The organism is Streptomyces sp. NPDC047081, from assembly GCF_040643775.1.
Lineage (GTDB): Bacteria > Actinomycetota > Actinomycetes > Streptomycetales > Streptomycetaceae > Streptomyces.
The window spans coordinates 1-11,727 of record NZ_JBEYUY010000043.1 but is presented as its reverse complement, the minus strand read 5'-3'; the positions used below and the strand labels follow the sequence as shown (position 1 = coordinate 11,727).

Genomic DNA, 11,727 nt, shown 5'->3' with positions numbered 1-11,727 from the left:
ACCGGGAGCACTCGGAGGCCACCAACAGACTACGAGGAGTACGCGTGCCGCTCGATGCCGCTACGAAGAAGCAGATCATCTCCGAGTTCGGCCAGAAGGAGGGCGACACCGGCTCCCCCGAGGTCCAGGTCGCGATGCTCTCCCGTCGGATCTCCGACCTGACCGAGCACCTCAAGACCCACAAGCACGACCACCACTCCCGTCGTGGTCTGCTGATCCTGGTCGGTCAGCGTCGCCGCCTGCTGCAGTACCTGGCCAAGAAGGACATCCAGCGCTTCCGTGCGCTGGTCGACCGCCTCGGCATCCGCCGCGGTGCGGCGGGCGCCAAGTAAGACGTGCTGAGGGGAGCGGTTCCCGAAAGGATCGGGGACCGCTCCCTTTGCGTACGTGCGGAAACGTGCGCAGTGTCACACCCGCTTTGTAGTGTGGTAGCACAACGCAGTAACACGAGGAGAAGTGCACCTCGCCGCCGCCGGTCCTCGGTAGTGGCCCCCGGGCGATGCGAACCCCGGGTGCTTCGATCGAAGACCGGCCCGCACCAGACGGAGCGCTTCTCCGCTCACGTCCCGCCCACCACACGGGTGGCCGGGACAAAAGACGAAACAGACGAAAAGTAACGGAGAAAACGCTAGTGGAGAACGAGACCCACTACGCCGAGGCCGTCATCGACAACGGCTCCTTCGGCACCCGCACCATCCGCTTCGAGACGGGCCGCCTCGCCAAGCAGGCCGCCGGCTCCGCCGTGGCGTACCTGGACGACGACACCATGGTGCTGTCGGCCACCACCGCCTCCAAGAACCCCAAGGACCAGCTCGACTTCTTCCCCCTGACGGTGGACGTCGAGGAGCGGATGTACGCCGCCGGCAAGATCCCCGGCAGCTTCTTCCGCCGTGAGGGCCGTCCCTCCGAGGACGCCATCCTCACCTGCCGCCTCATCGACCGCCCGCTGCGCCCGTCCTTCAAGAAGGGCCTGCGCAACGAGATCCAGGTCGTCGCCACGATCATGGCGCTGAACCCCGACCACCTGTACGACGTCGTGGCGATCAACGCCGCCTCCGCGTCCACCCAGCTGGCCGGTCTGCCCTTCTCCGGTCCGATCGGCGGCGTCCGCGTCGCGCTGATCGACAACCAGTGGGTGGCCTTCCCGACGCACTCCGAGCTCGAGGACGCCGTCTTCGACATGGTCGTCGCGGGCCGCACCCTGGAGGACGGCGACGTCGCGATCATGATGGTCGAGGCCGAGGCCACCGACAAGACCATCCAGCTGGTCAAGGGCGGCGCCGAGGCCCCGACCGAGGAGGTCGTCGCCGCCGGTCTGGACGCCGCGAAGCCCTTCATCAAGGTGCTCTGCAAGGCCCAGGCCGACCTCGCCGCGAAGGCCGCCAAGCCGACCGCCGAGTTCCCGATCTTCCTCGACTACCAGGACGACGTCCTGGAGGCGCTGACCGCCGCCGTCAAGCCGGAGCTCGCCTCCGCGCTGACCATCGCGGGCAAGCAGGAGCGCGAGGCCGAGCTGGACCGCGTCAAGGGCCTGGCCGCCGAGAAGCTCCTCCCGGAGTTCGAGGGCCGCGAGAAGGAGATCTCCGCCGCGTACCGCTCGCTGACCAAGTCCCTGGTCCGTGAGCGCGTCATCAAGGAGAAGAAGCGCATCGACGGCCGTGGCGTGACGGACATCCGTACGCTCGCCGCCGAGGTCGAGGCCATCCCGCGCGTGCACGGCTCGGCGCTGTTCGAGCGTGGCGAGACGCAGATCCTGGGCGTCACCACCCTGAACATGCTCCGGATGGAGCAGCAGCTGGACACCCTCTCCCCGGTGACCCGCAAGCGCTACATGCACAACTACAACTTCCCGCCGTACTCCACCGGCGAGACCGGCCGCGTCGGCTCCCCGAAGCGCCGCGAGATCGGCCACGGCGCCCTCGCCGAGCGCGCGCTCGTGCCGGTGCTGCCGACCCGCGAGGAGTTCCCGTACGCGATCCGTCAGGTGTCCGAGGCCCTCGGCTCCAACGGCTCGACGTCCATGGGCTCGGTCTGCGCCTCCACCATGTCGCTGCTGAACGCCGGTGTGCCGCTGAAGGCCCCCGTCGCCGGTATCGCCATGGGCCTGATCTCCCAGGAGATCGAGGGCGAGACGCACTACGTCACCCTCACCGACATCCTCGGTGCCGAGGACGCCTTCGGTGACATGGACTTCAAGGTCGCGGGTACCAAGGAGTTCGTGACCGCGCTCCAGCTGGACACCAAGCTGGACGGCATCCCGGCCTCGGTCCTGGCCGCCGCCCTGAAGCAGGCCCGTGATGCCCGCCTCCACATCCTCGACGTGATGATGGAAGCGATCGACACGCCGGACGAGATGTCCCCGAACGCCCCGCGGATCATCACCGTCAAGATCCCCGTGGACAAGATCGGTGAGGTCATCGGCCCCAAGGGCAAGATGATCAACCAGATCCAGGAGGACACCGGCGCCGAGATCACCATCGAGGACGACGGCACCATCTACATCGGTGCCGCCGACGGTCCCTCCGCCGAGGCCGCCCGTACGACGATCAACGGCATCGCCAACCCGACGATGCCCGAGGTCGGCGAGCGCTACCTGGGCACGGTCGTGAAGACGACGACGTTCGGCGCCTTCGTCTCGCTCCTCCCCGGCAAGGACGGTCTGCTGCACATCTCGCAGATCCGCAAGCTCGCCGGCGGCAAGCGCGTGGAGAACGTCGAGGACGTCCTCGGTGTGGGCCAGAAGGTCCAGGTCGAGATCGCCGAGATCGACTCGCGCGGCAAGCTCTCGCTCGTCCCCGTCATCGAGGGCGAAGGCGACGAAGAGAAGAAGGACGACACCGACAAGTGACGTCGAGCAGCTCCACGGCGACGGCCCGCACCTCCTCGGAGGCGCGGGCCGTCGCCCGTACCCAAACCCTGATCAAGGGCGAGAACGGCATCGGCACGGTCCGCAAGACCACCCTCCCGGGCGGCCTGCGCATCGTCACCGAGACCCTCCCCTCGGTCCGCTCCGCCACGTTCGGCATCTGGGCACAGGTCGGCTCCCGCGACGAGACGCCGGCCCTGAACGGCGCCACGCACTACCTGGAGCACCTCCTCTTCAAGGGCACGACCCGGCGCAGCGCCCTGGACATCTCCTCGGCGCTCGACGCGGTCGGCGGCGAGATGAACGCGTTCACGGCGAAGGAGTACACGTGCTACTACGCGCGCGTGCTCGACGCCGACCTGCCGCTCGCCATGGATGTCGTCTGCGACATGCTGACCGGCTCCCTGATCCTCGAGGACGACGTCAACGTCGAGCGCGGCGCCATCCTCGAAGAGATCGCCATGACCGAGGACGACCCGGGCGACTGCGTGCACGACCTGTTCGCGCACACGATGTTCGGCGACAACCCCCTCGGCCGCCCGGTCCTCGGCACGGTCGACACAGTCAACGCCCTGACCGCCGACCGCATCCGCCGCTTCTACAGGAAGCACTACGACCCGACGCACCTCGTGGTCGCGGCCGCCGGCAACATCGACCACAACAAGGTCGTACGACAGGTCCGCGCGGCCTTCGAGAAGGCGGGCGCCTTCAAGAAGTCGGACGCCGCACCCATCGCCCCGCGCGACGGCAGGCGCGCGCTGCGCACCGCCGGCCGCGTCGAACTCCTCGGCCGCAAGACCGAGCAGGCGCACGTCGTCCTCGGCATGCCGGGCCTGGCCCGGACCGACGACCGCCGCTGGGCGCTCGGCGTGCTGAACACCGCCCTCGGCGGGGGGATGTCCTCCCGCCTGTTCCAGGAGGTCCGCGAGAAGCGCGGCCTGGCCTACAGCGTGTACTCGTACACCTCCGGCTTCGCCGACTGCGGCCTGTTCGGCGTGTACGCCGGCTGCCGGCCCTCGCAGGTCCACGACGTGCTGAAGATCTGCCGCGACGAACTCGACCACGTCGCCCAGCACGGCCTGTCGGACGACGAGATCGCCCGCGCCATCGGGCAGTTGCGGGGTTCGACGGTCCTCGGCTTGGAGGACACCGGCGCGCTGATGAACCGTATCGGCAAGAGCGAACTGTGCTGGGGCGAGCAGATGTCCGTCGACGACATGCTGGCCCGGATAGCCTCGGTCACCCCGGACGACGTCCGCTCGGTCGCCCGCGACATCCTGGGACAGCGGCCCTCGTTGTCGGTCATCGGCCCGCTCAAGGACAAGCAGGCCTCCCGACTGCACGAGGCCGTCGCCTAACCCCGTCTGTTTCAGCTGTTTTCGGCTGGTTTCGGTTAAGGAAGCAAGAGATGAGCAAGCTGCGCGTGGCGGTCCTCGGGGCCAAGGGCCGGATCGGTTCGGAAGCGGTACGGGCCGTCGAGGCCGCCGAGGACATGGAGCTGGTCGCCGCCCTCGGCCGGGGCGACAAGCTGGAGTCCCTCGCCGAGACCGGCGCCCAGGTCGCCGTCGAACTCACCACGCCCGACTCGGTGATGGCCAACCTCGACTACTGCGTGGGCCACGGCATCCACGCGGTCGTCGGTACGACGGGCTGGACCGACGACCGCCTCGCGCAGCTGAACGGCTGGCTGGACAGGTCCCCGGAGACCGGCGTCCTCATCGCGCCGAACTTCTCCATCGGGGCCGTCCTCAACATGAAGTTCGCGCAGATCGCCGCGCCGTACTTCGAGTCGGTGGAGGTCGTCGAGCTCCACCACCCGAAGAAGGTCGACGCCCCGAGCGGTACGGCCACGCGCACGGCCCAGCTCATCGCCGCGGCCCGCCGCGAGGCCGGCACGGCACCCGCGCCGGACGCCACCGAGACCGCCCTGGACGGCGCGCGGGGCGCGGACGTCGACGGTGTCCCCGTCCACTCCGTCCGCCTCCGCGGGCTGCTGGCCCACCAGGAGGTCCTGTTGGGCGGCGAGGGCGAGACCCTCACGATCCGCCACGACTCCCTCCACCACAGCAGCTTCATGCCGGGCATCCTGCTCGGCGCCCGCCGCGTGGTGACCACCCCGGGCCTCACCTTCGGCCTGGAAAACTTCCTGGACCTGGGCTGATGCGCGCCAAGCTCTCGTACGCCATAACGGCCGCCGTCCTGGTCTTCTACTTCGTCCTGGTCGGCAGCCGCGGCGTCATGCTCATCCAGTCCGGCACGCTCATCACCGTCACCTTCGGCGTGGCGGTGCTGATCCTGCCGGTCATCGGCCTGTGGTTCCTGTGGAAGAACACCCAGTTCGTGCGTAGGGCCAACGCCCTCGCCGCCGAACTGGACGCCGAAGGCGGCCTGCCCGTCGACGAGTTGAAGCGCACCCCCGGCGGCCGCATCGACCGCGACTCGGCCGACGAGGTCTTCGCCAAGCGCAAGGCCGAGACCGAGGCGGCCCCCGACGACTGGCGCAGCTGGTTCCGCCTCGCCGTCGCCTACCACGACGCCCGCGACACCCCGCGCGCCCGCAAGGCGATGCAGAAGGCCATCGCACTGCACGACGGCAAGACCGTCGAGGCCTAGCCTCCACCACGCCGAAGGGGCCGCCCCGCACTCGATGCGGTCGGCCCCTTCGGCGTCGATACGTCCTCGGCGTCGCTACGTCGTCAGCCCCGCCGGTTCTCCGCCGCCCACGCCTCGACCGTGTCCGCCGCCCGGTCGAACGACCCCGGCCGGGCGAGGAAGTCGGCGTTGTGCGTGGTCAGCAGCGTCGGGGCGTCCTGCCCACCACGATCCCTTCGTACGAGGATCAGCGCCTGCCCCTGCACGGTCCGCGGCAGCCCCAGCCAGCGCACCGGCTGCTGCACCGTCCGCACCGCGGCGACCTGGTCCCAGGGCGTCGTACGCGTCCCGAAGAAGCCGACGCGGCGCAGACCGCGTGCGCTCACCCAGACGCCCACGCGCAGCAGCCGCAGGGCGCCCGCGATGACGGCCAGCGCGATGCCGAGGATGACGCCGGCCTCGGACCTCGACGAGGTCGCCGCGATGACGACCGCGGCGAACAGCACGAACGAGGCGAGCAGCAGCCACAGCGCCGCCACACCCACGCGCCACGGACCGGGACGGTAGGGGCGCCGCCAGCGGTCACGGTCGTCGAAGGGCAGCGCGAGGTCGTCGGCTGTCTCGATGGCACGGTCGGCCGTCAGGAAGGGCAGGGGCACGGCTGGTCCTCACTCAATCCATGCGTGGGCTGTGCCCGGTGAGGCTATCCGCCCGTGTCCCCGCTCACCACCCTTGGGGGTCCGGATGGAGTCAGTGCCCCTGGGACGCCTGGGACTGCTGAGTCGCCGTACTGGTGTTCGTGGACAGCGCCGGCATCCCGAGGACCAGGGAGCCGACGAGCGCGGCGACGATGGTCAGCCCGAGCAGCCAGCGCCCGGCTATCTGACCGACGGACGCCCGCTCACGGGCCGGCGGAGCGACATTGCTGCGGAACCTGTCGGCTTCGGCGAGGAAGGCGAACGGGACGGGTTCGCGCCGACGGAACATGGGGGTGCTTCTCCTTTTGAGTGTCGAGTGACTGTCATCCACACAGACGGTCGAGTGCCCCAAAAGGTGCCCGGTTTCGCCGAATTCACAGAAATTCGACGCCGTATGTCGCGACCCGGCACCGAACGCCCGTTGTCGGTGCCGGGCCGTAGAGTGGGCGCCGCCCGCCAGAAGTGATGGAAGGACCCTCCGAGCCGTGACCGACACCCCCGCCGACGACCTCAAGCCCAGCTTCCGCAGCGACGTCACCGTCGAGCTGGTCAAGCACAGCGCGGCCGACTCCGACGTGCTGTGGGCCGCCCGCGTCTCCACCGCCGGCGAGCAGTCCCTGGAGGAGCTGCAGAAGGACCCCGAGCGCTCCAAGGGCCTGATCAACTACCTGATGCGGGACCGCCACGGCAGCCCCTTCGAGCACAACTCGATGACCTTCTTCATCAGCGCCCCGATCTTCGTCTTCCGCGAGTTCATGAGGCACCGGGTGGGCTGGTGCATCGCGGGGGACACGGAGATCACCCTGGAGAGCGAGGCGGGCGAGCTGCGGCGGCGCACCATCGCCGAGCTGTACGAGCTGTGGCACCTGGGCGTCGAGGACCGGCTGCCGCACTCGGCCGGCGGCGTCACCTGGCACGCCCGCGCGGGCAAGTGGATGGCGCAGGTGCGGCGCGGGGACACCGACCACCACCTGGGCCTGTTCGAGAACCGCGAGGCGGCCGAGTCGGCCGTCGCCGAGTTCCGCGAGCGGCACCCCGACACGCGTATCCGCAGGCTGGAATCGGTCCGCCGCAACCACGTGCGCTGTCACGACGAGGAGACCCTGCTCGCCCAGCGGGCCAGGATCGTCGACGTGATCGAGTCGGGCGTGAAGCCCCTCGTCCGGATCACCACGGCCTCGGGCAAGACCCTTCGCTGCACGGTCGACCACGCCCTGTTCACCCCCGAGGGCTGGTGCAAGGCGGGCGAACTCACGGTCGGCGACGCCGTGTTGGTCGCCGACGCGGTGCCGGACCCGTCCCAGGCCCCCGTCCCGCCGAGCCTGCGCCGCGGCATCGGCGTGTGGACCTCGATGCAGCGCGAGCGGCTGATCAAGGAGACCGACGCCTGCCACCTGTGCGGCCAGGACTTCCCGCGGGAGCAACTCGCCCTGGACCACGTCGTCCCGGTCGCGAGCGACCTCCAGCAGGCCCTCGACGAGAACAACCTCGCGCCCGCCTGCGAGCCCTGCCACGCCACCAAGAGCGCGGGCGAGCAGGCCCTGGCGCAGCACGGCGGCAAGGTCGCCAAGGCGGTGCCGGACCAGGTCGTCGCCATCGAGGCGGCCGGCGAGGAGATGACGTACGACCTCTCCGTCGAAGGCCCCTGGCACAACTTCCTCGCCAACGATTTCGTCGTGCACAACTCGTACAACGAGGAGTCGGGCCGCTACCGGGAACTGCAGCCGGTCTTCTACGTCCCCGGCGAGGACCGCAAGCTCGTCCAGCAGGGCCGCCCCGGCAAGTACGAGTTCGTGGCGGGCACCGAGGCCCAGCAGGAGATCGTCGAGCGCTCGATGCAGGAGTCGTACATCCAGGCGTACGAGCGCTACCAGGAGATGCTCGCCGCCGGCGTCGCCCGCGAGGTCGCCCGGGCCGTCCTCCCCGTCGGCCTGTTCTCCTCCATGTACGCCACCTGCAACGCCCGGTCGCTGATGCACTTCCTCGGCCTGCGCACCCAGCACGAGCTCGCGAAGGTGCCGTCCTTCCCGCAGCGGGAGATCGAGATGGTCGGCGAGAAGATGGAGGCGGAGTGGGCCAAGCTCATGCCGCTCACCTACGCGGCCTTCAATGCGAACGGCCGTGTGGCGCCGTGACGCACCCGCGTTCCCGGGCAGGGCACACATGTACGGGTCAGCCGCATGAAGTGTCCCAATTGCGGGCATTGGTGAAGTTCATCTAGCCTGATCAAACGGACCCGGTACTGCTTGAACCCCCGAGCAGGCAGTACCGGGCTCCGCATTTGTCCGGACTTATCCCGCACCCCAAGGGCAGACCACGCGATGAGCACCGAGTAGCGTGTTACCCATGGCTCCGACCTCCACTCCGCAGACCCCCTTCGGGCGGGTCCTCACCGCCATGGTCACGCCCTTCACGGCGGACGGCGCACTCGACCTCGACGGCGCCCAGCGGCTCGCCACCCACCTGGTGGACGCAGGCAACGACGGCCTGATCATCAACGGCACCACCGGTGAGTCCCCCACCACCAGCGACGCGGAGAAATCGGATCTCGTACGAGCGGTCCTGGAGGCGGTCGGCGACCGGGCCCACGTGGTCGCGGGCGTCGGCACCAACGACACCCACCACAGCATCGAGCTGGCCCGCGAGGCCCAGCGCGTCGGCGCCCACGGCCTCCTGGTCGTCACGCCGTACTACAACAAGCCCCCGCAGGAGGGCCTCTACCGGCACTTCACGGCCGTCGCCGACGCCGCCGAGCTACCGGTCATGCTCTACGACATCCCCGGCCGCAGCGGCGTCCCGATCAACACCGAGACGCTGGTCCGGCTGGCGGAGCACCCGCGTATCGTCGCCAACAAGGACGCCAAGGGCGACCTCGGCCGCGCGAGCTGGGCCATCGCCCGTTCGGGTCTCGCCTGGTACTCCGGCGACGACATGCTGAACCTGCCGCTGCTCTCCGTGGGCGCGGTCGGCTTCGTCTCCGTCGTCGGCCATGTGGTCACGCCCGACCTGCGCGCCCTCGTCGAGGCCTTCACCTCGGGCGACGTACAGAAGGCGAGCGAGATCCACCAGAAGCTGCTCCCGGTCTACACGGGCATGTTCCGCACCCAGGGCGTCATGACCACCAAGGCCGCCCTCGCCCTCCAGGGCCTGCCCGCCGGACCGCTGCGCGCACCGATGGTCGAGTGCTCGCCCGAAGAGATCGAGCAGCTCAAGATCGATCTTGCCGCCGGCGGGGTACAGCTCTAGCACCAGACTTGGCACCACCAGGCTTCACAACTGAATAGGCAGGCCACCGGTGCCTGCAATCCACAACGACAACTGCTACACGCACGAACGTCACGCGCGCCACGTGCCCACCGGTACGTGGCGCGTGTGGTGAGGAGAGTCTTTTGAGTCATCCGCATCCTGAACTCGGCCCGCCCCCGCCGCTTCCCGAGGGCGGCCTACGGGTCACCCCGCTCGGCGGTCTCGGTGAGATCGGCCGGAACATGACGGTCTTCGAGTACGGTGGCCGTCTGCTGATCGTCGACTGCGGAGTGCTCTTCCCCGAGGAGGAGCAGCCCGGAATCGACCTGATCCTGCCCGACTTCTCGTCCATCCGGGACCGCCTCGACGACATCGAGGGCATCGTCCTGACCCATGGCCACGAGGACCACATCGGCGGCGTCCCCTTCCTCCTGCGGGAGAAGCCGGACATCCCGCTGATCGGCTCCAAGCTGACCCTCGCCCTGATCGAGGCCAAGCTCCAGGAGCACCGCATCCGCCCGTACACCCTCGAAGTGGCGGAGGGGAACCGCGAGCGCGTGGGCCCCTTCGACTGCGAGTTCGTCGCGGTCAACCACTCCATCCCGGACGCCCTGGCGGTCGCCATCCGCACCCCCGCGGGCATGGTGGTCCATACGGGCGACTTCAAGATGGACCAGCTCCCGCTGGACAACCGCCTCACGGATCTACACGCGTTCGCGCGCCTGAGCGAGGAAGGCATCGACCTGCTCCTCGCGGACTCGACGAACGCCGAGGTTCCGGGCTTCGTCCCGCCCGAGCGCGACATCTCGAACGTCCTCCGGCAGGTCTTCGCGAACGCCCGCAAGCGGATCATCGTGGCGAGCTTCGCCAGCCACGTCCACCGCATCCAGCAGATCCTGGACACGGCCCACGAGTACGGCCGCCGGGTCGCCTTCGTCGGCCGCTCGATGGTCCGCAACATGGGCATCGCCCGGGACCTGGGCTACCTGAAGGTCCCGCCGGGCCTCGTCGTCGACGTCAAGACCCTCGACGACCTCCCGGACCACGAGGTGGTCCTGGTCTGCACGGGTTCCCAGGGCGAGCCGATGGCGGCCCTGTCCCGCATGGCCAACCGCGACCACCAGATCCGCATCGTCGACGGCGACACGGTGATCCTGGCGTCGTCGCTCATCCCCGGCAACGAGAACGCGGTCTACCGCGTGATCAACGGCCTCACCCGCTGGGGCGCCAACGTCGTCCACAAGGGCAACGCCAAGGTGCACGTCTCGGGCCACGCGTCCGCCGGCGAACTCCTGTACTTCTACAACATCTGCCGCCCGAAGAACCTGATGCCGGTCCACGGCGAATGGCGCCACCTGCGCGCCAACGCCGAGCTCGGCGCCCTCACCGGCGTCCCGCACGACCGGATCGTCATCGCCGAGGACGGCGTGGTCGTCGACCTCGTCGAGGGCAAGGCGAAGATCTCGGGCAAGGTCCAGGCGGGTTACGTCTACGTCGACGGCCTCTCTGTCGGCGACGTGGGCGAGCCGGCCCTGAAGGACCGGAAGATCCTGGGAGACGAGGGCATCATCTCGGTCTTCGTCGTCGTGGACTCCTCCACCGGCAAGATCACGGGCGGCCCGCACGTCCAGGCCCGCGGCTCGGGCATCGAGGACTCCGCCTTCAGCGAGGTGATCCCGAAGATCACGGAGGTTCTCGAACGCTCGGCCCAGGACGGCGTCGTGGAGCCGCACCAGCTGCAGCAACTCATCCGCCGGACCCTCGGCAAGTGGGTCTCGGACACCTATCGGCGCAGGCCGATGATCCTCCCGGTGGTCGTGGAGGTCTGACCGCGTACGACCCCTCGTACGCGTGAACTGGGAGCGGGGCGCCTCGATTTGCATCGAGGCGCCCCGCTCCAGTACGTTTACGGCTCCGCCAGCAGGGGAACCCGGCCGCTTCGTGCGCCGGGAGCAGACCTGGAGGGCGGGAAAACCGACTCAGAACTTCTGATAAAGTCGGAACCGCCGGAAAGGAAACCGCGAAACAAAAGCGGGAACCTGGAAAGCACCGAGGAAATCGGATCGGAAAAGGATCTGATAGAGTCGGAAACGCGAGACCGAAGGGAAGCCCGGAGGAAAGCCCGCGAGGGTGAGTACAAAGGAAGCGACCGTTCCTTGAGAACTCAACAGCGTGCCAAAAATCAACGCCAGATATGTTGATACCCCGTCTCCGGTCGTCATGATCGGGGCGAGGTTCCTTTGAAATACACAGCGAGGACGCTGTGAACGGTCGGATCATTCCTCCGACTGTTCCGCTCCCGTGAAAAGCATTCACGGAGAGTTT

Annotated in this window: 11 protein-coding genes and 1 pseudogene; 9 read left to right on the top strand and 3 right to left on the bottom strand. The window is 68.8% G+C overall.

Annotation, left to right across the window (positions count from 1 at the left end):
* Positions 1–44: 44 nt before the first annotated feature.
* From rpsO to ABZ848_RS45255, 5 genes are all read left to right on the top strand, one after another.
* Positions 45–332, top strand: coding sequence for a 30S ribosomal protein S15 (gene rpsO, locus ABZ848_RS45275; RefSeq protein ID WP_015657483.1), 288 nt, complete (start codon positions 45–47; stop codon positions 330–332).
* Between the two features lie 299 nt (positions 333–631).
* The gene (locus ABZ848_RS45270) at positions 632–2,848 is read left to right on the top strand and encodes a polyribonucleotide nucleotidyltransferase (RefSeq protein WP_360841640.1); all 2,217 of its coding nucleotides are present in this window, start codon (positions 632–634) and stop codon (positions 2,846–2,848) included.
* Entirely contained in the window at positions 2,845–4,224 is a 1,380-nt protein-coding gene (locus tag ABZ848_RS45265) for a pitrilysin family protein (RefSeq protein ID WP_360841639.1), read from the top strand. Before ABZ848_RS45270 ends, ABZ848_RS45265 begins: the two co-directional genes overlap by 4 nt.
* 50 nt (positions 4,225–4,274) lie before the next feature.
* On the top strand, positions 4,275–5,027 hold the full coding sequence (gene dapB, locus ABZ848_RS45260; protein ID WP_360841638.1) for a 4-hydroxy-tetrahydrodipicolinate reductase: 753 nt from the start codon (positions 4,275–4,277) through the stop codon (positions 5,025–5,027).
* A complete protein-coding gene (locus ABZ848_RS45255) occupies positions 5,027–5,479 on the top strand; it encodes a hypothetical protein (RefSeq protein ID WP_360841636.1) in 453 nt (150 codons plus the stop codon). Before dapB ends, ABZ848_RS45255 begins: the two co-directional genes overlap by 1 nt.
* A gap of 83 nt (positions 5,480–5,562) precedes the next feature.
* On the opposite strand, the gene ABZ848_RS45250 is transcribed toward ABZ848_RS45255, so the two are convergent.
* Entirely contained in the window at positions 5,563–6,117 is a 555-nt protein-coding gene (locus ABZ848_RS45250) for a PH domain-containing protein (protein ID WP_360841635.1), read from the bottom strand.
* A 91-nt stretch (positions 6,118–6,208) separates the two neighbouring features.
* The gene (locus tag ABZ848_RS45245; protein WP_360841633.1) at positions 6,209–6,445 is read right to left on the bottom strand and encodes a hypothetical protein; all 237 of its coding nucleotides are present in this window, start codon (positions 6,443–6,445) and stop codon (positions 6,209–6,211) included.
* A 196-nt stretch (positions 6,446–6,641) separates the two neighbouring features.
* Here ABZ848_RS45245 and ABZ848_RS45240 point away from each other — a divergent pair.
* The 4 genes and pseudogenes from ABZ848_RS45240 to ABZ848_RS45225 form a co-directional block, all read left to right on the top strand.
* A pseudogene (locus tag ABZ848_RS45240) lies at positions 6,642–6,932 on the top strand (FAD-dependent thymidylate synthase); the annotation flags it as partial.
* The gene (thyX, locus tag ABZ848_RS45235) at positions 6,912–8,291 is read left to right on the top strand and encodes an FAD-dependent thymidylate synthase (protein WP_360841806.1); all 1,380 of its coding nucleotides are present in this window, start codon (positions 6,912–6,914) and stop codon (positions 8,289–8,291) included. The pseudogene ABZ848_RS45240 and the gene thyX, both read left to right, overlap by 21 nt.
* A gap of 211 nt (positions 8,292–8,502) precedes the next feature.
* Positions 8,503–9,402 carry a 4-hydroxy-tetrahydrodipicolinate synthase gene (dapA, locus tag ABZ848_RS45230; RefSeq protein WP_360841632.1) on the top strand — a complete coding sequence of 300 codons (900 nt, stop codon included), beginning with the start codon at positions 8,503–8,505 and terminating at the stop codon, positions 9,400–9,402.
* A 143-nt stretch (positions 9,403–9,545) separates the two neighbouring features.
* Positions 9,546–11,231: a ribonuclease J gene (locus ABZ848_RS45225; RefSeq protein WP_360841630.1), complete on the top strand. Its 1,686-nt coding sequence runs from the start codon at positions 9,546–9,548 to the stop codon at positions 11,229–11,231.
* A 150-nt stretch (positions 11,232–11,381) separates the two neighbouring features.
* Here ABZ848_RS45225 and ABZ848_RS45220 read toward each other — a convergent pair whose 3' ends face one another.
* The gene (locus tag ABZ848_RS45220; RefSeq protein WP_360841629.1) at positions 11,382–11,624 is read right to left on the bottom strand and encodes a hypothetical protein; all 243 of its coding nucleotides are present in this window, start codon (positions 11,622–11,624) and stop codon (positions 11,382–11,384) included.
* Positions 11,625–11,727: the final 103 nt, after the last annotated feature.